The sequence below is a fragment of the Stenotrophomonas sp. STEN225 genome (genome assembly GCF_056756445.1).
In genome coordinates this window covers 1-22,506 of the sequence record NZ_JBRRBV010000017.1, presented here as the reverse complement: position 1 = coordinate 22,506, position 22,506 = coordinate 1, and the positions used below count along the sequence as shown (strand labels likewise).

Genomic DNA, 22,506 nt, shown 5'->3' with positions numbered 1-22,506 from the left:
GAGTGGCTCATGGCTGCTCCTGCCGTTACTTCAGGCTGATCGTGGTGTTGACGCCGTGGCTCAGCGTCTCGTCATCGAACCAGCGCGCGGTGACGGTCTTGGTCTGGGTGTAGAACAGCACCACCTGCTTGCCGTACGGGCCCAGGTCACCCAGCTTGGAGGCGCGCGAACCAGTGAAGGAGAACAGCGGCACCGGCACCGGGATCGGCACGTTGATGCCGACCTGGCCGACGTCGATGTCTTCCTGGAACCTGCGCGCGGCGGCGCCGGACTGGGTGAACAGTGCGGTGCCGTTGCCGTTCGGGTTGCTGTTGACCATCGCGATGGCGTCTTCCAGCGTTTCCGCTTCCAGGATCACCAGCACCGGCCCGAAGATTTCTTCCTGGTAGATGCGCATGTCGGTGGTGACACCGGCAAAGATGGTCGGGCCGACGAAGTTGCCCTTCTCGAAGCCATCGACCTGCGGATTGCGGCCATCGAGCACCAGCTGCGCGCCCTGCTCCACGCCCGAGGCGATCAGGCCTTCCACGCGCTCGCGCGCGCTGCAGGAAATCACCGGGCCGACATCGGTACCGGACACGGTGCCACCGCTGACCTTCAGGGTCTTGGCCTTGGCCACCAGATCCTGCACCCAGCCGCGCGCTTCACCCACCAGCACCAGCGTAGAGGCCGCCATGCAGCGCTGGCCGGCGGCACCGAAGGCGGCACCGACCATCGCATTGAGGGTCTGCTCCTTGTTGGCATCCGGCAGCACCACGGCGTGGTTCTTGGCGCCCATCATGCACTGCACGCGCTTGCCGGCCAGCGACGCACGGTTGTACACGTGGGTACCCACGCGGGTGGAACCCACGAAGGAGACCGCCTTGATGTCCGGGTGGTCGCAGATCGCGTTGACCACTTCCTCGCCACCGTGGACCACATTCAGCACGCCCTTCGGAATGCCGGCTTCCAGCGCCAGTTCAACCAGGCGCATGGTGACCATCGGGTCCTGCTCGGACGGCTTGAGAATGAAGGTGTTGCCGGTGGCGATGGCCATCGGGAACATCCACAGCGGAATCATCGCCGGGAAGTTGAACGGGGTGATGCCGGCGCACACGCCCAGCGGCTGCATGATCGTGTAGGTATCCACGCCGTTGGCCACGTTGTTGGCCAGCTCGCCCAGCTGCAGGTTGCCGATGGCGGCGGCGTGCTCGACCACTTCCAGGCCGCGGAACACATCGCCTTCGGCATCCGGCAGGGTCTTGCCCTGTTCGGCAGTGAGGATGTGCGCCAGCTCGCTCATGTTCTCGCGGATCAGCTGCTGGTACTTCAGGAAGATGCGCGCACGGGTGCCGATCGGGGTCTTGCGCCAGGTCTTGAACGCTTCCTTGGCGGCGGCCACGGCAGCGTCCACTTCAGCGGTGGTGGCGAACGGGACCTGGGCCAGCACGTCCTGGGTGGCCGGGTTGATCACGTCCTGCCAGTGGGAGGTCGCCGATTCGACGAACTGGCCATCGATCAGCATGCGGATACGGGGCGCTGCAACAGTCATGACGACATCCAGGGGTGCGAAAGATGCTTGGCATTATTCACAGCCGCCGCCTCGATTTCCGGCCTGAATCCGCTTAATCTGGCCAACACCCCTCACGATTCCTGTTAATTCTGTGAATCTGCCATCCTCACAGCGCCAGCTGGGCCTGCGCCTGCTGCGCCTGCGCGAGCAGCGCGGCTACAGCCAGATCGACCTGGCCCGCGCCCTGGGCCTGTCTGCCAGCTACCTGAACCAGATCGAGCGCAACAAGCGCCCGTTGACGCCCGCCGTGCAGAAGAAGCTGGGGGAGGTGTTGGGCGACGTTTCCGCCCTGTTCGACGAGGATGAACCCGCGGCATTGCAGGAATCATTGGCCGAAACCCTGCGGGACCTGGGGCTGGCCGACGTCAGTGCCACCGAGCTGCGGGCACTGGCCGGCAACCTGCCGCAGGTGAGCCGGGCGCTGCTGGACCTGCATCGCCGCCACCTGGCGTTGCGGGAACATGCCGCCGCACTGGAGTTCCAGCTGGGCGAACCCGGTGCCGGCAGCACCCTGCCGGCGGGCGACCAGGTGCGCGAGTTCTTCAACCGCATGCACAACCACATCCCGGAGCTGGATGAGCTGGCCGAGCGGTTATTCGCCGAATGGGGACTGTCGCCGGGACACGTCGCCCCGCGCCTGCGCCAGTTGCTGGCCGATCGCCACGGCGTGCTGGTGGAAGTGACTGCCTTGCAGGCCGGGCGCGAGAAGCGCCACTACGATGCCGGTGCCCGCCGGCTGTGGCTGCCGGACTACCTGGAGCCGGGCCAGCAGGCCTTCCAGATGGCCGCCGAACTTGCACTGCACGGCTACCTGCCGCAGATCGATGCGGTGATTGCCCGCGCCGGATTCAGCGACGAGGCGCGCATCGCGCAGGCGCGCATCGGCCTGTCGAACTATTTCGCCGGGGCCCTGGTAATGCCCTACCTGCGCTTCCTGCGTGCGGCCGAAGCCAGCAGCTACGACATCGAGCTGCTGGCGCACCAGTTCGGTGTCGGCTTCGAAGCAGTCTGCCACCGGCTGAGCACGCTGGCCCGCCGCAGCGCGCCCGGCCTGCCGTTCTTCTTCATCCGTGTGGACCGCGCCGGCAACGTCTCCAAGCGTCACTCGGCCACCGACTTCCACTTCTCGCAGGTGGGTGGCTCATGCCCGTTGTGGATCGTCTACGAGGCGTTCAACCAGCCCGGCCGCATCCTGACCCAGACCGCGCGCATGCCCGATGGGCGGCGCCATTTCTGGCTGGCCCGGCAGGTCAGCAGCGGCCCGGTTGGTCACGGCCAACCACGCAAGACCTTCGCAGTAGCGCTGGGCTGCGACCTGCAGCATGCCGAGCGGCTGGTGTATTCGCTGGGGCTGGATGTGCAGAGCCCGGGCAATTCGGTGTCGATCGGCCCGGGTTGCCGGGTGTGCCCGCGCGAGGACTGCATGCAGCGCGCGTTCGCGCAGCTGCCGGGGCGATAGGGTTGGTTCGGCAGGGCTGCGCCCTGCACCTGCACAGGCCGAAGCAACGGCAACGGCAAAAGCTGGCATTCCGTGGGATGGCGGGGCGGGTCCGGTTGCGGGGGACGGCGCAAGTACGTCCATGTAGCCTCGGTCGCGCCATCCATGGCGCTCACGCCCCCGCAACCGGACCCACCCCGCCTTCGACAGATCTCCGCAAGCTGTCAGAACGACGCATTGCCCTGGTGGGTGTCGACCTTGGTCGACACGGTTGAATCCTGGCGATGAGCCACCGCAGGGATCAGATCGTGCCGACCAAGGTCGGCACCCACCAGACAAGGTCGGCACCCGCCGGAACAGTTCAATCGGCTGCGGCAGCGGTCAGTAGATCGGCGTCACCTTCATCTGCGGCAGCGGCCGTGGTGCGCCGTCGGTGAGGTCCGGGCCGAGATCCTCCCAGCTGCGGCCCTGCTCCACCATCAGCCCCCACAACTGCTGTGACGCCAGCCGCTTGTCCTCCGAGCCCAGCTTGTACGACGGTGGCGACGGCACGCCGGCAGCCACCATCGTGTACGCCGCCCGATAGGCCAGCACCTGCTGCGCGGGATCGTCGGTACGCGCCACTTCCAGCGTGTAACGCTGGTAGGCCGAGGCCAGGTTGCGCCAGCGGATCCAGTAGTGATTCTCGAAGGAGAACGCGCAGAAGCGCGCACCGGCCAGGCTGCCCTTGTCGGCGATGCGGGTCAGCACCTCCTGCGGCATGTCCAGGTTCATGCCGCCCTCATCACCCTGCAGGGTCACGTGCACGATGCGGTCGCGATAGCCCGGAGCACGCGCCTGCAGCAGGTCGCGCCAGTTCTGCATGGTTGCCACCACCGCGAACAGGAAACGGCCAAGCTCGCCGGCGGCCACCGGCGCGGCGATGGACTGGTAGGTGCGTTGCCAGCCATGACGGTTTTCGCTGGGCAGGAACACCGATCGCTCCAGCGCCTGCCGTGCATTGCCGCCGGAGCTGACCTCCTCCGCATGCTGTGGATAGACCAGGTTGATGGCGAAGGTCGGCCAGCGCGGAAGCGCCGCGTCGAACAGATGGATCGGGAAGTTGCTGCTGATGCCCCCATCGGAGAACCAGCAGATCCGGAAGGCGGTGATCACCGGGCCGCAGGCCTGGCCGGCACTGGTCAGCCCCTCCATGCTGTCGGCCACGTTGTGTTCCGGATCGGAGGCGGTCGCTCCAGGCTCGCAGCGGCGCTCGCGGCGCGAGGGCTCATGCAGCGGCACTGCGCTGATCAGCAACGGGAAACTCAGGCTCATCCGCGTTGCCACCAGTACCGGCAGCTGCGGCCCCTGCGGCAGGCGGTAATAGAGTCGTCCATCCACGCCCAGCGGCGGACCCGCATGGTTGACCAGCCACTGCACCACGCTGGCCGGGAACAGCTGGTCGAACTCTTCGCGCAGGAACCAGAACTGCGCGCCGCCCAGCGGCAGCGTGCGGGGTTCGTTGTGCGATACGCAGGTGGTGATCATCTGCAGGGTGATGGCATGCGGGCTGTCCGGCTCGTCGGCATAGCGCGGCGCATCGTGCAGGTCGGCAAAGGTAAGCGGCACATCGGCCGGCTTGCCTGACAGCTGCTGCAGGCAGCCGTGCAGCCATTCCGTCAGCGCCGGCCGGCGCGCGTCGCTGCCGAGGCCGCTGCACAGGCCCAGCAGATTGCGTCGTGCCACCCGCGCGACCCGCAGCGCGGCCCCGGCCACGCCAGCGCCGTAGGCGCACAGCAGGGACGGCAGCAATGTTGCCGCCACTCCACTCCAGCCGCCGCCCCACGCGCCCAGCGCGAGCAGCAATGCCAGCGACACCAGCACTTCCAGCGGCGCGATCTGGAACACGGCGATGGCCAGGCACAGCAGCTTGCGGGGCCAGCCTGCATTGCCGGTCAGCACCACCAGAAGCCGATAGGCTGCACGCGCGCCGCGCGCCGGCTGGAACAGACCGTAGATGAACCCGCGCCGCGACAGCTGCGCCGACACCGCCGACAATCCACCGTACCCGGCATCGCCGGGCAGCGGCTCGCCCGCCTGCTGGCGGCGATCACCATAGGCCGCCGCCGCAGCCACCGCGGCGGCGATGGCGCCTGCCGAGGTGCCACCGATGCTCTTGAAGCGATACTCGCGCGCCAGCGCCAGTACCGCATTGGGGTACACGATGCCGCTGGTGATGCCACCTTTCATGACCAGATCGCAGTACTTCGCCGCCACACGTCACCTCCCGTCCGTCGGTTGCCAGTATCGCAAGCCGGCCTCTCACGGCCTGAGAAAGGCGCCACATCCCGGTGGTGTGATCCCGGGCCTTGACCATTGCTGCCAACCGGCCTACCTTGTGCACGCCGAAGGTATTCATCTCTTCATGCGAATGAAGGGATGAATTTAAACGGGAATCCGGTGAAGGCGCTTCGCGCGCCCATTCCGGAGCTGCCCCGCAGCGGTGAATGGAAACGAATCCTGCCAACAGCACTGGGCTCGCGCCTGGGAAGCGGCAGGTAGTAGGTGGGCTGCGGCCCGCGTCCAACAGCCCGAATACCGGCCCCGGCCGGGGGACACGACCGTCCCCTGACTCGACCTGGAATCTCCGCGGGGAGGTTGCCGGGGCCGTCGTCGTCCTGCGCCTGCAGGGTGCGCGGCCACGTGCGTCCTTTTCACGGCATCCGGTTCGCCCGCGGGGGCGAAGGTCGCTGGCAAGACGCCCGTGGGCCGGCAACGGCACGCGTCGTCCTGCGGTTCCTTCGTTCCTCAATGCCGACATGCAATGAGGACACGCTGCAATGACCACTGTTACCAACCTGGGCTTTCCCCGCATCGGCGCCAAGCGCGAACTGAAGCGGGCGCTCGAACGCCACTGGGCCGGCGAGGACGACGCCGCCACCCTGCAGGCCACCGCCGCGGCACTGCGTGCCCGGCACTGGCAGCTGCAGATCGAGGCCGGCGTCGATGTACCGCCGAGCAACGACTTCAGCCTGTACGACCAGGTGCTCGACACCGCATGGCTGTTCGATGCCATTCCCGAACGCTACCGCGAACTGGCCGCGCACGATCCACTGGCCGCCTACTTCGCCACGGCCCGTGGCCTGCAGCGCGATGGCATCGACCTGCGCGCGCTGGAGATGACCAAGTGGTTCGACACCAACTATCACTATCTGGTGCCGGAACTGCACGCGGGCCAGGCCTTCGCCCTGCGCGGTGACAAGCCGCTGACCGAGTTCAACGAGGCCAGGGCGCTGGGCATCCACACCCGTCCGGTGCTGCTGGGGCCGGTGAGCTTCCTGCTGCTGTCCAAGACCACCGACGGCAGCGCCGCGCTGGACCTGCTGGATGCGCTGCTGCCGGCCTATGTGCAGCTGCTCGGCCAGCTGGCCGACGCCGGTGCCGACTGGGTGCAGCTGGATGAGCCGCTGCTGGTGCAGGATCTCGACGCCGATGCGCAGGCAGCCTATGAGCGCGCCTATGCCCGGTTGGCCACGGCACGGCGTCCGAAACTGCTGGTCGCGACCTATTTCGGTGCGCTCGAGGACAACCTGGCGTTGGCCACCGGCCTGCCGGTGGACGGACTGCACGTGGACCTGGTGCGCGCGCCGGAGCAGCTGGACGCCGTGTTGAAGGCGCTGCCGGCCGAGCGCGTGCTGTCGGCCGGCCTGGTCAACGGCCGCAACATCTGGCGCACCCATCTGGACAACGCACTGATCCTGGCCCGGTTTGCCCAGGTGGACCGCGGCGCCGACCGGCTCTGGCTGGCACCGTCCTGTTCCCTGCTGCACACGCCCGTGGATCTTGCGTTGGAAAAGAAGCTGGATGACGAACTGAAGGGCTGGCTGGCGTTCTCCCGGCAGAAGCTGCAGGAACTGCGCCTGCTGGCCGACGCGCTCGATGGCAGGGTGGATGCGGAAGCGGGCCTGGCTGCCAACCGCGCTGCACTGGAGGGGCGTCGTCGCTCGCCACGCGTGCACAACCCGGCCGTGGCCGCACGCCTGGCCGCGCTGACCGTGGCCGATGCGCAGCGGCACACCGCCTACCCGCAGCGCCGCATCGCACAGCATGCGGCGCTGCAGCTGCCGCTGCTGCCCACCACCACGATCGGTTCCTTCCCGCAGACGCTGGAGGTGCGCGAGGCACGCGCCCGGCACAAGTCCGGCAAGCTGGGCCTGGCCGAGTACGAGGCCTTCCTGGAACAGCAGACCGCGCATGCGGTACGCGTGCAGGAAGCGCTGGGCCTGGACGTGCTGGTCCACGGCGAGTTCGAGCGCAACGACATGGTCGAGTACTTCGGCGAGCAACTGGAAGGCTTCGCCTTTACCGGCAACGGCTGGGTGCAGAGCTATGGCTCGCGCTGCGTCAAACCGCCGGTGATCTTCGGCGACGTCAGCCGCCCGCAGCCGATGACGGTGCGCTGGTCCAGTTACGCGCAATCGCTTACCGACAAGCCGATGAAGGGCATGCTGACCGGTCCGGTGACGGTACTGCAGTGGTCGTTCGTGCGCGACGACCAGGAACGCGATGTGACCTGCCGGCAGATCGCGCTGGCCCTGCGGGACGAAGTGCAGGACCTGGAAGCAGCCGGCATCGGCGTGATCCAGGTGGACGAGCCGGCCATCCGCGAGGGATTGCCGTTGCGCCGTGCCCACTGGCGCGCCTACCTGGACTGGGCGGTGGAATCGTTCCGCATCAGTACCAGCGGCGTGCGCGATGCCACCCAGATCCACACCCACATGTGCTATTCGGAGTTCAACGACATCATCCACTCGGTCGCAGCGATGGACGCGGACGTGATCTCGATCGAGACCTCACGCTCGCGCATGGAACTGCTGGATGCCTTCGTGAAGTTCAACTATCCCAATGAGATCGGCCCGGGCGTGTATGACATCCACTCCCCGCGCGTGCCGGACAAGGCGGAGATGGTGGACCTGCTGCGCAAGGCGCTGGCCGTGCTGAAGCCGGAGCAGCTGTGGGTCAACCCGGACTGCGGGCTGAAGACCCGTGGCTGGCCGGAAACCCGCGCTGCACTGCAGGCACTGGTTGCCGCCGCAGTGGAACTGCGTGCCGAGCACACCGACGCCCGCGTCGCCTGACCTGTCTCTCCACCCCGATGCACGGGCCGCCGCCGTTGCCGGCGGTCCGTGCGGTACCTGATGATGACCGAGCTCCAACGCCCCACCCTGTCCCTGCCCGCCGACGGCAAGCGCCTGCTGCTGCATTCGTGCTGTGCGCCCTGCTCCGGCGAAGTGATGGAGGCGATCACCGCCTCCGGGATCGACTACGCGATCTTCTTCTACAACCCCAACATCCATCCGGTGAAGGAATACGAGCTTCGCAAGCAGGAGAACATCCGCTTCGCCGAGCAGCATGGCATCCCCTTCATCGACTGCGACTACGACACCGACAACTGGTTCAGCCGCGCGCGCGGCATGGAGAACGAACCCGAGCGCGGCATCCGCTGCACGATGTGCTTCGACATGCGCTTCGAGCGCACGGCGCTGTACGCGCATGAGCACGGCTACGACACCATCAGCTCGTCGCTGGGCATCTCGCGCTGGAAGAACATGGCGCAGATCAATGACTGCGGCATCCGCGCCGCGGCGCGCTACGAGGGCCTGCAGTACTGGGATTACAACTGGCGCAAGGGCGGTGGTGCCAGCCGCATGATCGAGATCAGCAAGCGCGAGCGGTTCTACCAGCAGGAGTACTGTGGCTGCGTGTACTCGCTGCGCGATGCCAACCGGCACCGCCGGGAGACCGGCCGCGAGCGGATCCGGATCGGGCTGCTGTATTACGGCCAGGACAACGAAACGCCGCAGGGCGATTGACGTGTGGCGAGGGGGCGGCCACGCTGGTCGCCTCTTCCGCCGCGCTGGAACGTCCATGCCCACCCTGCCCGCCACTGTCGCCCTGCTGGTGATCGATCTGCAGCCGGACTTCATGCCCGGGGGCGCGCTGGCCTGCGACCGTGGCGATGCGCTGGTCGCGCCGATCGCGCAGCTGCTGGCGCAGCGCCGCTACCGCACCGTAGTGGCCACCCAGGACTGGCATCCCGCGGACCATGCTTCGTTCGCCAGCCAGCACCCCGGCCATCGTCCGTTCGAAACGATCCTGCTGCATGCGCAACCGCAGACCCTGTGGCCGGACCACTGCGTGCAGGGCAGCGCCGGTGCCGCCCTGCATCCGCAGGTGGACTGGAACATGGCCGACCTGATCCTGCGCAAGGGCACCCGCCAGCAGGTGGATTCCTACAGCGCCTTCCGCGAGAACCACGGCCCCGATGGCGGACGCCCCGCCACTGGCCTGGCCGGCTGGCTGCATGAGCGCGGCATCGACGAGGTGCACGTCTGTGGCCTGGCCCGCGACTACTGCGTGCTGTGGAGCGCGCAGGACGCAGCCACGTCCGGCTTCAGGGTGAAATTCCTCTGGGACCTGACCCGGCCGGTGACCGAGGCCAACGACGGGATGGTGCGCGAAGCACTGGGCACTGCGGGGATCGGGATCCTCTGACGCACGTCCGGCCGGGCAGGTATCAGCGGAACACCACCGTGCGGTGCCCGTTGAGCAGGATGCGGTGCTCCACATGGCGGCGCACGGCACGCGCCAGCACCTGCGATTCGGTATCGCTGCCCAGGCGTACCAGGTCGCGCGGCGTCATCGCATGATCGACCCGGGCCACGTCCTGTTCGATGATCGGACCTTCGTCCAGATCCTCGGTGACATAGTGCGCGGTGGCGCCGATGATCTTGACCCCGCGCGCGTGCGCCTGGTGATAGGGCTGCGCGCCCTTGAAGCTGGGCAGGAAGCTGTGATGGATGTTGATCGCCCGGCCGGCCAGCGCGCGGCACAGGGTGGGTGAAAGAATCTGCATGTAGCGCGCCAGCACCACCAGGTCGATACGCTCGTGTTCGACCAGATCGATGATCTGCTGCTCCTGCACCGCACGCGTATCCGCGTTCACCGGCAGATGGTGGAACGGCACGCCGTAGGACGCAGCCAGCGGTGCGAAATCGGCATGGTTGGACACCACTGCCGCGATATCCACTTTCAGTTGCCCGCTGTGCGCGCGGAACAGCAGGTCATTCAGGCAGTGGCCCTGCTTGCTGACCAGCACCAGCAGGCGCGCACGACGCCGACCGTCCTGCAGCTGCCAGTCCATGCCGAACTCGCGGGCCAGTGCCGCCATGGACGCATGTACCGTGTCCAGGGGCAGGCTGGCGTCGCGGTCGAAATGCACGCGCAGGAAGAAGCGGCCGCTTTCCTCGTCGCCGAACTGCTGGGCGTCGAGGATGTTGCAGCCATGATCGAACAACAGGCCCGACACGCGGTAGACGATGCCGGTACGGTCGGGGCAGGACAGGGTGAGGATGGAATCGGGTCGCATTCTGCAAGTGTAGGGCAGCACCCCGCCCGCGTGATCCATTGTCACCGATGCAACGAACCGCTTCGGACAGTTCCAGGTGATCGTGGCCGTCTTTCGTGGCACGCTGGCGGGTCATGAACCTGTTGCAGCTGATCCGCAGCTTCACCCGCACCGCAGACACCGGCAGCATTGCCGCTGCGGCCCGCAGCCTTGGCATCAGCGCCACCGCCGTGGGCCAGAACATCCATCGCCTGGAGGCACACCTGGGCGTGCGCCTGCTGAACCGCAGCACGCGCCAGCTGGCGCTGAGCGAGGCCGGTGCGCTGTACCTGGCGCAGGTGCGCCACATCGAAACCGATCTGGCGCGGGCGCAGGCCCTGGTCACCAGCGGTGACATCGAGCCGGCCGGGCCATTGCGCATCGCCAGCAGCTGCGCGTTCGGCCGCCACGTGCTGGCGCCCCTGCTGCCTTCACTGCAGCAACGCTATCCGCAGCTGCAGCTGGAACTGCGGCTGTCCGACCGGGCCGTGCAGCATGGTCCGGAGGCGGTCGATGCCAGCATCCGCATCGATGCGCAGCTGGAGGACGGCGTCGTGGCGCGGCCGCTGGCACGCATTCCCTTCGTCTTCTGCGCCTCGCCTGCCTACCTGCAGGCGCATGGCTGGCCACAGGAGCCGTCCGATCTGCGCGGCCATCGGGGTGTGCTGCATCGTTTCCCCACCGATGGGCGGCCTCTGCGCTGGGGCCTGCGCAAGGGCGACCAGCGCGCGGATGCGCCGCTGCCGCCCGGCATGGTGTGCGATGACATCGACGCGCTGGCCGAACTGGCCGCGGCCGGTGCCGGCATCACCCGGCTGGCGGCCTTCGTGGCCGATCCCTTTCTGCGCGATGGCCGGTTGCAGGCGGTGTTCGGCGCGGACAGCGCATGGCGCCCGGAACCGATGGAGGTCTATTTCTGCGTCAGCGACCGCCGCGACTTCACCGCCAGGATCCGTGCGCTGTTCGATCACCTGCAGGCCGGCCTGCCGCCGGCCTGGCGGGCATGACCTTCAGCGCGGGGTGAACACGCCGCGTGCCTCACGCGGCTCGCAGCGCAGGTACTGCGCAGCCGGCACCACGCTGTCGCCCAGCGCGGCTGCCGCGTGCCAGGGCCAGCGCGGGTCGTAGAGGATGCCGCGGGCCAGGGCGATGGCATCGGCGTGGCGATGACGCAGGATCGATTCGGCCTGCTCCGGTTCGGTGATCATCCCCACCGCGATGACCGGCATGCGCACCTTGGCCTTGATCGCGGCCGCGAACGGCACCTGGTAGCCCGGCCCGACGCTGATCTTCTGGCGCTCATCCAGGCCGCCGCTGGAGACGTGCAGGAAGTCGCAGCCACGCGCGTCCAGCACCTGGGACAGCGCTTCGCTCTGCAGCAGATCCCAGCCACCGTCGACCCAGTCGCTGGCGGAGATGCGCACGCCGACGGCCACCTTGTCGGACACTGCCGCGCGCACGGCATCGAATACCTCTACCAGCAGGCGCAGGCGATTGGGCAGCGAACCCCCGTAGCCATCGGTGCGCCGGTTGCTCAGCGGTGACAGGAACTGGTGCAGCAGATAGCCGTGCGCGGCATGCACTTCGATCAGTTCGAAGCCCAGGCGTTCGGCGCGCACCGCGCTGGCGGCGAAGGCAGCAACGATTCCCGCGATGCCCGCCTCATCCAGTTCCTGCGGCGCGGGATCGGCAGCATGGAACGGCAGCGCTGACGGCGCCACCGTGGTCCAGCCACGTGCATCATCGGCCGGCAGCTGGCCACCGCCGTCCCAGGGACGCTGTACCGAGGCCTTGCGGCCGGCATGGCCCAGCTGGATGCCCAGCGGCATCGGCGACCAGCGCCGCACGCTGGCCAGCACGTGTGCCAGCGCAGCTTCGGTACCGTCATCCCACAGGCCGAGGTCGGCCCAGCTGATGCGTCCACGCGGCTCAACCGCCGTCGCTTCCAGGATCAGCAGGCCGGCACCGGATTGCGCCAGGTTGCCCAGATGCATGGCATGCCAATCGCTGGCGCGCCCGTCTTCGGCGGAATACTGGCACATCGGCGCGATGACGATGCGGTTGGACAGGGTCAGGCGGCCGAAGGTGATCGGCGAGAACAGCTGGCTCACGAGGGGTGCAGGGACGGGCAGAGGGGGGTGCGTATTGCACCGCTGCAAGGGCGGCGAATCAACCATGTGGATGGATCGCTGTTTCGCGGTGGCGCTGCATGCTCGCCGGGCATGGCCTGGCGCTACCCGATGACGAACCCGGCCAGCGCTTCAGCGCAATCGCGCTCGTCCTTGAACTGCAGCAGGTCGTCGGCACGGGTGCGGCCACGGTTCACGGCAGCCACCGGCAATCCGGCCTTTGCTGCGGCCTGCACGAAACGGAAGCCGGAATAGACCATCAGCGAGGACCCCACCACCAGCACGGCATCGGCCTGCTGCAGGTGCTCATGCACTGCCGCCACGCGTTCACGCGGCACGTTCTCGCCGAAGAACACCACGTCCGGCTTCAGCAGGCCGCCACAGGACGGACAGTCGGGCACCACGAAGGAGGAAAAATCGGTCTCCAGATCAGCGTCGCCGTCGGGGGCGATGCCGGCCTCGAGCGTGTCCCAGCCGGGATTGGCGTCCAGCAGGCGCTGCTGGAACGCCTGGCGACCGCTGCGGCGCTCGCAGCCCATGCAGCGCACCAGGTCCAGCCGCCCATGCAGGTCGATCACGTTCCGGCTGCCGGCGCGCTGGTGCAGGCCATCCACGTTCTGGGTCAGCAGCAACTGCACCTTGCCTTGCTTCTCCAGCGCGGCCAGCGCCTGGTGGGTGCCGTTGGGCTGGGCCAGGCCGAAGCGCGGCCAGCCCAGCAGGCTGCGTGCCCAGTAGCGCTGGCGGGTGGCGGCCTCGCCCATGAATGCCTGGTAGGTGACCGGCGGCGTGCGTTTCCATTGGCCATCGGTATCCCGGTAATCGGGGATTCCCGAGGCCGTGCTGCAGCCAGCGCCGGTCAGCACGAACAGGCGCTGGGCGCGGTCGATGAAGTCGGTCAGCGGCGGGGTCATGCCACCCAGATGGGGGCAGCACGGCGCCCCCACAAGCGCCGGCTCAGGGCGCCGGCAGCGGCGGTACCGCGATCGGCTGGCCCGCCTCGTCCAGCGCGATCATCACGAAGTGGCCGCGCGTGCAGAGCCTGCGCTCGCCGCTGTGCAGGTCTTCGGCAATCAGTTCCACCTCGACCTTCATCGAGCTGCGGCCGACCTCGACGATGCGGCCGATCGTTTCCACCATCTGGCCGATGCGGATCGGCAGCTTGAAGTCTACCTGGTCGCTGCGCGCGGTGACCACGGTGCGGCGCGAGTAGCGGGCGGCGGCGAGGAAGGCGGCCTTGTCCATCCACGCCAGCGCCTGGCCACCAAACAGCGTGCCCATATGGTTGGTATGGTTGGGAAAGACGATTTCGGCCATGCGCACTTCGATCGGTGGCACGGTTTCAGGGATCGGGGTCATGGGTAGGGCTTCGGTGTGGGGTGCGGCAATGTTAAGCCAGGCCCCGTACAGGCAGCGCTACACTGCGCCACGCCCACTGCCAGGACTGCCCATGCCCGCGACCTCCGATCTGCTGGCGTTCGCCCTCATCTCGCTGGGCATGGTGCTCACGCCCGGGCCGAACATGATCTACCTGGTCTCGCGCTCGATCTGCCAGGGCCGCCGCGCCGGCCTGGTCTCGCTGGGTGGGGTGGTGCTGGGTTTCGTGTTCTACATGCTGTGCGCGGCGCTGGGCATCACCGCCCTGCTGATGACGGTGCCGTTCGCCTACGACGCGCTGCGCATCGGGGGGGCGTTGTACCTGCTGTACCTGGCCTGGCAGGCGCTCAAACCCGGTGGCCGCTCGCCGTTCGCGGTGCGCGACCTGCCGCAGGACACCCCACGCAGATTGTTTGCGATGGGCTTTCTGACCAATCTGCTGAACCCGAAGATCGCGGTGATGTACCTGTCCCTGCTGCCGCAGTTCCTGCATCCGGACGGACACGGCAGCGTGCTGATGCAGTCGCTGGTCCTGGGTGCTACCCAGATCGTGGTGAGCCTGAGCGTGAACGCGGTGATCGTGGTGCTGGCCGGCAGCATCGCGGCATTTCTCGCCGCGCGCCCGAGCTGGCAGGCGGCACAGCGCTGGCTGATGGGCACGGTCCTGGCCGGGCTGGCGGTGCGCATGGCGGTGGAAGGGCGGCGGTAGCGCCGGGCCATGCCCGGCGAAGGCGCAGCGCGGTCGACGCTGCGCGCAGCCCCGGACGGTACCCGCCGGGCATGGCCCGGCGCTACCCACAAAAAACCCCGGCATCGGCCGGGGTTTTCGCTGCGACAGGCCTGACCGGACGGGTCAGAAGTTCATGTCGAAGGCAACTTCGCCCTGCACGCCGACCTGGTAGGCCGAAACGCGGCGTTCGAAGAAGTTGGTCAGCTCCTGCACGTCCTGCAGTTCCATGAACGGCAGCGGGTTGCGCACGTTGTACTTCTTTTCCATGCCCAGCTTGGCGAAGTGCTGGTCGGCGCAGTGCTGCAGGTACTGGCGCATGTCGCGCGTGGAGATGCCCGCCACGCCGCCGGACAGCACGTCCTCGGCGAACTGCACTTCGCATTCGATCGCTTCGGCCAGCATGTCGTACACCTGCTGCTTCATCTCGTCATCGAACAGGTCCGGCTCTTCCTCGCGGACCACGCGCACCGACTCGAACGCGAACTCCATGTGGGCGCTTTCGTCGCGGAACACCCAGTTGGTGCCCGAGGCCAGGCCCGGCAGCAGGCCGCGCGAACGGAAGTAGTACACGTAGGCGAACGCAGCAAAGAAGAACAGGCCTTCGATGCAGGCGGCGAAGCAGATCTGGTTGAGCAGGAACTGGCGGCGCTGTTCGCGGGTCTCGATGCGGGTCAGGTCCTGGATCGAGTCGATCCACTTGAAGCAGAAATCGGCCTTCTTCTTGATCGAGTCGATGTTCTCCACCGCCGAGAACGCCTTGGCGCGCTCTTCCGGGTCCGGCAGGTAGTTGTCGAGCAGGGTCAGGTAGAACTGCACGTGCAGCGCTTCTTCATACAGCTGGCGCGACAGGTACATGCGCGCTTCCGGCGCATTGAGGTGCTGGTACAGGTTCAGCACCAGGTTGTTGGACACGATCGAATCGCCGGTGGCGAAGAACGCGACCAGGCGATGGATCAGGTGGCGCTCACCCGGCGACATCTTGCTGTGCAGGTCGGTGATGTCGATCTGGAAATTGATCTCTTCCACCGTCCAGGTGTTCTTGATCGCATTCCGGTACATGTCATAGAACTGCGGGTAGCGCATCGGGCGCAACGTCAGTTCAAAACCGGGATCGAGCAGCATCTGCTTGGGCTTGTCGGCCATGGGTGTTTCCTTGTCTTCTCGGGTCAAAACGCCGGGCATGGCCCGGCGCTACCTTGTCATTGCGCAGCCGGGCCGAGCCCGGCTCCATCTACGGCACAGCGCGCGATTACTGGCAGGCCTCGCAGGCTTCCGGGTTCTCCAGCGAGCAGGCGATGGCTTCGTCCGGGCTGAACACCTTGGCCGGGGCCGCGTTGCTGACCGTGGTCTTGGCGATCTTGGTGGCCGGACGCGAGCGCAGGTAGTAGGTGGTCTTGATGCCCTGCTTCCACGCGTACATGTACATGGACGACATCGCGCCGATGTTCGGGCTTTCCATGAACAGGTTGAGCGAGGCCGACTGGTCGATGAAGGCGCCACGCTCGGCGGCCATGTCGATCAGCGAACGCATCGGCAGTTCCCACGCGGTGCGGTAGACCTCACGCAGGGTTTCCGGAATCTGCGTCAGGCCGGCGATGGAACCTTCGGCCAGCTTGATGGCATCGCGCATGTCGGCGGTCCACAGGCCCAGCTTCTTCAGCTCGTTCACCAGGTAGCGGTTGACCTGCAGGAAGTCACCGGACAGGGTTTCGCGCTTGAACAGGTTGGACACCTGCGGCTCGACGCACTCGTAGCAGCCGGCGATGGAGGCGATGGTCGCGGTCGGGGCGATCGCGATCATCAGCGAGTTGCGCAGGCCGTGCTCCTTGATGCGGGCACGCAGGGCATCCCAGCGCGCGGTGTCTTCCGGCACCACGTTCCAGGCGTCGAACTGCAGTTCGCCACTGGCGGCACGGGTGTCGTTGAACGACGGGTGCTTGCCGCGTTCCTGGGCCAGCTCGGTCGAGGTTTCCAGCGCGTGGAAGTAGATCGTCTCGGCGATCTTCTTCGACAGGGCACGGGCTTCGGCGCTGTCGAACGGCAGGCGCTTGCGGAAGAACACGTCCTGCAGGCCCATGCAGCCCAGGCCGACCGGGCGCCAGCGCAGGTTGGCGCGGCGGGCGGTTTCGATCGGGTAGAAGTTCAGGTCGATGACACGGTCGAGCTGGCGCACGGCCAGGCGCACGGTCTCGGCCAGCTTCTCGAAGTCGAACTCGTTGTGCTCGTCGAAGTGGTTGCCCAGGTTGATCGAACCCAGGTTGCACACCGCGGTTTCATCGTTGGAGGTGACCTCCAGGATTTCCGTGCACAGGTTGGACAGGTGGATCACGTTGCCCGGACGCAGGGTCTGGTTGCTGGCGCGGTTGCACTTGTCCTTGAAGGTCATCCAGCCGTTGCCGGTCTCGGCCAGCGTACGCATCATGCGGGCGTACAGCTTGCGGGCGGAGATGGTGCGGTTGGCCTTGCCCTGGGCTTCGGCCTGCAGGTAGGCCTGCTCGAAGGCTTCGCCGAACAGATCGGTGAACTCCGGCACGACGCGCGGATCGAACAGCGACCATTCCTGGTCGGCCTCGACGCGCTTCATGAACAGGTCCGGCACCCAGTTGGCCAGGTTCAGGTTGTGGGTACGGCGGGCTTCGTCACCGGTGTTGTCACGCAGCTCGAGGAAATCCTCGATGTCGGCGTGCCAGGTTTCCAGATATACGCAGGCCGCGCCCTTGCGCTTGCCGCCCTGGTTCACCGCCGCCACGGACGAGTCCATGGTCTTCAGCCACGGCACGATGCCGTTGGAATGGCCGTTGGTGGACTTGATGAGCGAACCACGCGAACGCACGCGGGTGTAGCTGACGCCGATGCCGCCGGAGAACTTCGACAGCTGGGCGATATCGCCGTACTTGGCGTAGATCGACTCCAGCGAGTCCTGCGGCGAATCGAGCAGGAAGCACGAGGACAGCTGCTCGTGGGTGGTGCCGGAATTGAACAGGGTCGGGCTGGACGGCAGGTAGTCCAGGTTGCCCATGCGCTTGTACAGCGCCAGGGTCTCGGACACGTCCTCGCTCAGCGCGCTGGCGATGCGCAGGAAGAACTGCTGCGGGGTCTCGATCACCTTGCGGGTGTGCGGATGGCGCAGCAGGTAGCGGTCGTACAGGGTACGCAGGCCGAAGTAATCGAAGTTCAGGTCCAGCGAGATGTCGATCGCATCGTTGAGCTTGCGCGCGTTGGTCTGCACGAAGTTCAGCAGGCGGTCGTTGATCAGGCCGACTTCATGGCCACGGCTGACCGACTGCGAGAAGGCATAGATTTCCTGGCCCGACACTTCCTTGGCGATGTAGTTGGCCAGCAGGCGCGCGGCCAGACGGCCGTACTCGGGTTCTTCACCGATCAGCAGGGCGGCGGTGCGGATGGACAGCTCGTCCAGCTCGCGGGTGGTGGCGCCGTTGTACAGGCCGGAAATGGTGCGGGTGGCCACGCGCATCGGATCGACGGCGTGCAGGCCTTCGGAGGAACGCTGCACCGCACGCACGATCTTGTTCAGGTCCACCAGTTCGGTCGTGCCATTGCGCTTGGTCACACTCATCGCGTTGGCCGTCGGCGGCGACGTCAACAGGAACTCGCTTTCCTTTTCGATGGTGGCGCTGGTTTCGGTGGTCACGGCGTGTGTCCTCTTGGCGTGATGGGGTGGTTGCAGGTGCATCGGTGGCGCGGCCCAGGACATGACGGTCCAGGATGGCAGCTGGGCGTCGCAGGAGGTGAGACCTGCGCCTGCCGCTGCCGTGACGGTCGCCGACGGGTATCGCTGTGGACGGGGGTGCCGCGTGGCTCCCGCCTCTGCGCCTTCCCCGTTGTCCTTGCGACGTGGGGTCGCTGCGACCGATGGCCACAAGATAGTGGGGGTGGTGGGGTCCGTCAACGCCAAATGTAGTGAAATTCGGCAATCCCTTGCGCCGCAAGGATCGTGCCATCGGCGCCCGGATCAGACGCTTTGGACCTGCCGGAACGGGCCGCGCAGTCAAGACCGGAACGCGTCATTCCGGCGGTACAACGGCGTGCGGAAACAGAACAATGACAGCTTCACATGACAGTAACGGAATGACCAAGGGACAACCCTGTGGATAGAAGGTGGGCAGCCGGTGGGATTCCGGTGGACGGCGTGACTTCCGGCCGATGACGGACACGCCGGAGAGGCGGACGCTGGGCTCTGGCGACTGGAAAAGGAATGTCCAATGGACCTGCGACTGCCTGCCCTGGCAGTGCTGTCGGCGCTGTGCATCATGCCGGCGCAGGCGGCCGACGCGCCGAAGCTGCACGCGGACCAGTGTGGCATCCGCACGGACTATGACGTGCTGGTGGACAGCGGCGGCATCTGGCTGCGACACGGCCCACAGGCGCCGCACGAGGTGGTGTTCCACGATGGTGTGCTGAGCCTGGATGACACGATCGTGCCGGTCAGCGACGCCGATGCCGCCCGCCTGCGCCAGCTGGAGGCCGGCGCGCGCCGGTTGATGCCCGCCGCCACGGCATTGGCGCGCGATGTCAGCCAGCTGAGCTTCGACGCGCTCGATGGCGTCTACGAGAGCCTGACCGGCACCGCCAACAGCCGCAAGGTCAGGCGCCTGCGGCGGCAGGCGGATGACTGGATCGAGGGGACGCTCGGAAAGGGCTACTGGGAACAGGCGACCTTCGGTCCCGGATTCGAGGCGAAGGTGCAGGACATGGCCGAGACGCTGTCCGGCTCGATCGCCCGCAGCGTGCTCTGGCAGGTCTTCACCGGCCGCAGCGACGCCATGGAGGAACGTGCCGAGCGCCTGGATGCCGAGCTGGACCGGCGCCTGGAAGCCGGTGCCCAGCGTGTGGAGGCCAGCGCCATGGCGTTGTGCCCGCTGGTGCGTGCGCTGGCCGATACCCACGATGCGCTGGAAGTGCGTTACCAGGGCCAGCCGCTGCGGCTGCTGGAGCGCAGCGACAACGGCCTGCAGGTGTCGACCGGGCCGGAGGAGCGGCCGCAGGGGAACGCACTGGCGCCCAGCCGGTAACGTCGAGCTGCCGCTGCAGCGCCTGCGCGCGGCTGCCCTTCCGGCAGATCGTGCAGCTCCCGGGCCCTCACGCCCGGTGCGGGGTACCCAGGTATTCAGCGCTCTGCATCTCGATCAGGCGCGAGGCGGTGCGCTCGAACGCGCCCTGCAGGCGCTGGCCGGTGTACAGCTCGACCGGCGAGGTGCTGGCGGTGCAGACCAGGTTGACGTGGCGGTCGTACAGTTCGTCGATCAGGTTGACGAAGCGGCGCGCGGCGTCCTCGTTCAGGCGATCGAAGGCGGGAATGCCGCCCAGCAGCACCGTATTGAACTCGTGCGCGATCTCGATGTAGTCCGATGGGCCGCGCGGGCCTTCGCACAGGGCGGCGAAGTCGAACCAGGCGATGCTCTTGCCCCGGCCGCGGACCGGAATCTTGCGGCCTTCGATCTCGATGTTGCCGGCCTTGGCGGGCTGACCACCACTCAGTTCGTTCCAGCGCGTGGCGAGCCAGTCGTCGCTATCGGCGGCCAGCGGCGCGCGGTACACCGGCGAACGGGTCAGCGCGCGCATCCGGTAATCCTCCGTGCCTTCGGCGTACAGCTCGACGCAGAAGCGCTGCAGCAGGCTGATGGCGGGAAGGAAGCTCTCGCGCTGCAGGCCATTGAGATACAGGTTCTCCACCGCCGTATTGGAGGTGGTGACCAGGGTCACGCCCTCGGCGAACAGGCGTTCGAGCAGGCGCGCCAGCAGCATGGCGTCGCCGATGTCGGTGACGAAGAATTCGTCCAGCACCAGCACGCGCAGGTTGCTGCGCCATTCCTGGGCGATCTTCGCCAACGGGTCGCTCTGGCCCTGGTGCTCGCGCAGGCGCTCGTGGACGCTGCGCATGAAACGATGGAAGTGGGTGCGGTACTTCTGCTTGATTGGCAGCCCGTCGTAGAACAGATCCACCAGGAAGGTCTTGCCGCGGCCGACACCCCCCCAGAAATACAGCCCCTTGACCGGCTCGGGCTTCTTCCAGAACGAGGACAACCGGTCCAGCCAGCCGTCGTCGGCGTTGTCCAGCAGGCCCACGTGGATGCGGTCCAGCTCGGCCAGCGCCGCGTGCTGGGCGGGGTCGTCCTGCCAGTCACCCCGGGCAACCCCGGCCGCATACCGCTGCGACGGGGTCAACTCGATTGCACTCATGCCGCTGCGCCCAGCCAGTGCTTGACGCCGTGGGTCAACGCACCACGCAGGTCGATCAGCTTGCGATGGAAGAAGTGGCTGGTGTCGGGCATCCGCACCAGCTCATGCGGAGCCTGCAGCGCGTCCAGCCACTGATAGACCGCCTGCGGGTCGACGATCTCGTCCTGCTCGCCCTGGATCACCAGCCAGCGGGCCGGTGGCTGCACGCCGTCGAAATCCCAGCGGCCGGCAGGCGGCGCGATCGAGATCAGCGCCTCCGGCTGCAGCGTGGCGGCGGCCTTCAGCGAAACGAACGCACCAAAGCTGAAGCCGGCCAGCCACAGGTGGTCGTCGGGGCGCTGGCTGCGCACCCAGGCGGTCACGGCCTTCAGGTCATCCTGCTCGCCCACGCCGCCATCGAAGGTGCCCGCCGAACCACCGACGCTGCGGAAGTTGAAGCGCACCGTGGCGATGCCCAGCTCGCGCAGGGTGCTGGCGGTCATGGTGACCACCTTGTTGTGCAGGGTGCCGCCCTCGGTGGACAGCGGGTGGCAGACGATGGCCACGATCGGCTGCACCGGCACATCGGCCTTGGGCAGGTCGACGACCACTTCCAGCGGGCCGGCCGGGCCGTCCAGTTCGAGGCAGGCGGTTTCGCCAGGGGCGACGGGGAACGAAGGCTTGTGCATGGCACCATGATACCGTCCCCCGCCCCTGCCCTGTGCCCGCCCCATGCTCTACCTGTCTTTGGCCGTGATCTGCAGCGTGCTGGTTTCGGTGTTGTTGAAGGTGGCCGGACGCCGCCAACTGGATGTCGCGCAGATGGTCACCTGGAACTACCTGGTGGCTGCGACCCTGACGGCCGTGGTGCTGCAGCCACCGCTGGATGCGCTGCGCGCGCCGCATGCCCCGTGGCCGTCGTTGCTGGCGCTGGCGGTGGTGCTGCCCTCGATCTTCCTGGTGCTGGGCCGCGCGGTGGCGGTGGCCGGCATCGTCCGCAGCGACGTGGCGCAGCGGCTGTCGCTGCTGCTGTCACTGGCGGCGGCGTTCCTGTTCTTCGGCCAGACCGCCACGCCGTGGAAGCTGGCCGGGCTCGGCCTGGGCCTGCTGGCGATGGTGGCCATCAGCCTGCGCCCGCGCGGCCCGGCGGTGGCGTCCTCGCCCGGTGGCTGGGGCTGGCTGCTGGGCGTATGGGGCGGCTTCGCGGTGGTGGACGTGCTGCTCAAGCAGGTGGCGCTGTCCGGCACGCCGTCGATGGCGGCGGTGCTGGCCAGCTTCAGCGTGGCCTTCGTGCTGATGCTGGCATTGCAGCTGTGGCGGCACTTCAGCGGCCGCAGCCGGCTGGCCTGGCACAACCTCGGCGCGGGTGCGCTGCTGGGCCTGCTCAACGGCGGCAACATCCTGTTCTATGTGCACGCGCACCAGGCGATGCCGGACAGCCCGGCCACGGTGTTCGCCGGCACGAACATCGGCGTGGTGGTACTGGGCGCGCTGGTGGGCGTGTTTGCCTTTGGCGAACCGACCACGAAGTGGAACCGGGCCGGCCTGGCGCTGGCAGTGCTGGCGATCGGATTGATCGCCTGGGGGTGAGTACGGCCCGGGGGTCGGAGGGCCCAAGGGGGGGGGGGGGGTGGCCCCCCCCCGGGGGGGGGGGAGTGGGGGGGCCCCCCCCCCCCC

18 protein-coding genes and 1 riboswitch are annotated in these 22,506 nt (G+C 67.4%); of the genes, 8 read left to right on the top strand and 10 right to left on the bottom strand.

Features of this window, described 5'->3' with window-relative positions; all coding sequences use genetic code 11:
* Positions 1 to 25 precede the first annotated feature (25 nt).
* Complete coding sequence (locus tag ACVOJ1_RS15480; RefSeq protein ID WP_053520140.1) at positions 26 to 1,531, bottom strand: CoA-acylating methylmalonate-semialdehyde dehydrogenase; 1,506 nt, start codon at positions 1,529 to 1,531, stop codon at positions 26 to 28.
* Positions 1,532 to 1,649: 118 nt separating this feature from the next.
* Here ACVOJ1_RS15480 and ACVOJ1_RS15475 point away from each other — a divergent pair, with 118 nt between their 5' ends.
* On the top strand, positions 1,650 to 3,011 hold the full coding sequence (locus ACVOJ1_RS15475; RefSeq protein WP_219631758.1) for a helix-turn-helix domain-containing protein: 1,362 nt from the start codon (positions 1,650 to 1,652) through the stop codon (positions 3,009 to 3,011).
* 360 nt (positions 3,012 to 3,371) lie between these two features.
* Here ACVOJ1_RS15475 and ACVOJ1_RS15470 read toward each other — a convergent pair whose 3' ends face one another.
* Positions 3,372 to 5,219, bottom strand: coding sequence for a patatin-like phospholipase family protein (locus ACVOJ1_RS15470; protein ID WP_164972340.1), 1,848 nt, complete (start codon positions 5,217 to 5,219; stop codon positions 3,372 to 3,374).
* A 141-nt stretch (positions 5,220 to 5,360) separates the two neighbouring features.
* Positions 5,361 to 5,590: riboswitch (cobalamin riboswitch) on the top strand.
* Positions 5,591 to 5,809: 219 nt separating this feature from the next.
* On the opposite strand from ACVOJ1_RS15470, the gene metE reads away from it, so the two are divergent.
* The 3 genes from metE to pncA are packed head-to-tail and all read left to right on the top strand — an operon-like array spanning position 5,810 to position 9,524.
* The gene (gene metE, locus ACVOJ1_RS15465; protein WP_346480616.1) at positions 5,810 to 8,107 is read left to right on the top strand and encodes a 5-methyltetrahydropteroyltriglutamate--homocysteine S-methyltransferase; all 2,298 of its coding nucleotides are present in this window, start codon (positions 5,810 to 5,812) and stop codon (positions 8,105 to 8,107) included.
* 60 nt (positions 8,108 to 8,167) lie between these two features.
* Positions 8,168 to 8,842 (top strand): epoxyqueuosine reductase QueH, encoded by a 675-nt coding sequence (locus ACVOJ1_RS15460; RefSeq protein ID WP_428992936.1) that lies wholly within the window; start codon positions 8,168 to 8,170, stop codon positions 8,840 to 8,842.
* A 55-nt stretch (positions 8,843 to 8,897) separates the two neighbouring features.
* Positions 8,898 to 9,524, top strand: coding sequence for a bifunctional nicotinamidase/pyrazinamidase (pncA, locus tag ACVOJ1_RS15455; protein ID WP_065174191.1), 627 nt, complete (start codon positions 8,898 to 8,900; stop codon positions 9,522 to 9,524).
* Between the two features lie 22 nt (positions 9,525 to 9,546).
* Here pncA and purU read toward each other — a convergent pair whose 3' ends face one another.
* Positions 9,547 to 10,398, bottom strand: coding sequence for a formyltetrahydrofolate deformylase (gene purU / locus ACVOJ1_RS15450; RefSeq protein ID WP_053518573.1), 852 nt, complete (start codon positions 10,396 to 10,398; stop codon positions 9,547 to 9,549).
* 113 nt (positions 10,399 to 10,511) lie between these two features.
* On the opposite strand from purU, the gene ACVOJ1_RS15445 reads away from it, so the two are divergent.
* Complete coding sequence (locus ACVOJ1_RS15445; protein WP_346480615.1) at positions 10,512 to 11,423, top strand: LysR family transcriptional regulator; 912 nt, start codon at positions 10,512 to 10,514, stop codon at positions 11,421 to 11,423.
* A 3-nt stretch (positions 11,424 to 11,426) separates the two neighbouring features.
* Here the strand turns inward: ACVOJ1_RS15445 and ACVOJ1_RS15440 are convergent, their stop codons facing one another.
* From ACVOJ1_RS15440 to ACVOJ1_RS15430, 3 genes are all read right to left on the bottom strand, one after another.
* Complete coding sequence (locus ACVOJ1_RS15440; RefSeq protein WP_080375304.1) at positions 11,427 to 12,527, bottom strand: NADH:flavin oxidoreductase/NADH oxidase; 1,101 nt, start codon at positions 12,525 to 12,527, stop codon at positions 11,427 to 11,429.
* A 122-nt stretch (positions 12,528 to 12,649) separates the two neighbouring features.
* Entirely contained in the window at positions 12,650 to 13,456 is an 807-nt protein-coding gene (locus tag ACVOJ1_RS15435; RefSeq protein WP_065174189.1) for an NAD-dependent protein deacetylase, read from the bottom strand.
* A 43-nt stretch (positions 13,457 to 13,499) separates the two neighbouring features.
* Complete coding sequence (locus tag ACVOJ1_RS15430) at positions 13,500 to 13,901, bottom strand: acyl-CoA thioesterase (RefSeq protein ID WP_053518579.1); 402 nt, start codon at positions 13,899 to 13,901, stop codon at positions 13,500 to 13,502.
* A 91-nt stretch (positions 13,902 to 13,992) separates the two neighbouring features.
* On the opposite strand from ACVOJ1_RS15430, the gene ACVOJ1_RS15425 reads away from it, so the two are divergent.
* Positions 13,993 to 14,628: a LysE family translocator gene (locus ACVOJ1_RS15425; protein WP_322523068.1), complete on the top strand. Its 636-nt coding sequence runs from the start codon at positions 13,993 to 13,995 to the stop codon at positions 14,626 to 14,628.
* A gap of 144 nt (positions 14,629 to 14,772) precedes the next feature.
* Here ACVOJ1_RS15425 and ACVOJ1_RS15420 read toward each other — a convergent pair whose 3' ends face one another.
* Together ACVOJ1_RS15420 and ACVOJ1_RS15415 are read right to left on the bottom strand one after the other, a co-directional pair.
* Positions 14,773 to 15,792 carry a ribonucleotide-diphosphate reductase subunit beta gene (locus tag ACVOJ1_RS15420; RefSeq protein ID WP_005420683.1) on the bottom strand — a complete coding sequence of 340 codons (1,020 nt, stop codon included), beginning with the start codon at positions 15,790 to 15,792 and terminating at the stop codon, positions 14,773 to 14,775.
* A gap of 106 nt (positions 15,793 to 15,898) precedes the next feature.
* Positions 15,899 to 18,301: a ribonucleoside-diphosphate reductase subunit alpha gene (locus tag ACVOJ1_RS15415; RefSeq protein ID WP_065182038.1), complete on the bottom strand. Its 2,403-nt coding sequence runs from the start codon at positions 18,299 to 18,301 to the stop codon at positions 15,899 to 15,901.
* A 571-nt stretch (positions 18,302 to 18,872) separates the two neighbouring features.
* Between ACVOJ1_RS15415 and ACVOJ1_RS15410 the strand changes: the two genes are divergently transcribed.
* On the top strand, positions 18,873 to 19,682 hold the full coding sequence (locus tag ACVOJ1_RS15410; RefSeq protein ID WP_053518587.1) for a DUF2884 family protein: 810 nt from the start codon (positions 18,873 to 18,875) through the stop codon (positions 19,680 to 19,682).
* Between the two features lie 67 nt (positions 19,683 to 19,749).
* Here ACVOJ1_RS15410 and zapE read toward each other — a convergent pair whose 3' ends face one another.
* Together zapE and ACVOJ1_RS15400 are read right to left on the bottom strand one after the other, a co-directional pair.
* The gene (gene zapE, locus ACVOJ1_RS15405; protein WP_346480614.1) at positions 19,750 to 20,850 is read right to left on the bottom strand and encodes a cell division protein ZapE; all 1,101 of its coding nucleotides are present in this window, start codon (positions 20,848 to 20,850) and stop codon (positions 19,750 to 19,752) included.
* Complete coding sequence (locus ACVOJ1_RS15400; protein ID WP_346480613.1) at positions 20,847 to 21,518, bottom strand: alpha/beta hydrolase; 672 nt, start codon at positions 21,516 to 21,518, stop codon at positions 20,847 to 20,849. Before ACVOJ1_RS15400 ends, zapE begins: the two co-directional genes overlap by 4 nt.
* Before the next feature lie 43 nt (positions 21,519 to 21,561).
* Here ACVOJ1_RS15400 and ACVOJ1_RS15395 point away from each other — a divergent pair, with 43 nt between their 5' ends.
* Positions 21,562 to 22,419, top strand: coding sequence for an EamA family transporter (locus tag ACVOJ1_RS15395; protein ID WP_346480612.1), 858 nt, complete (start codon positions 21,562 to 21,564; stop codon positions 22,417 to 22,419).
* Positions 22,420 to 22,506 lie beyond the last annotated feature (87 nt).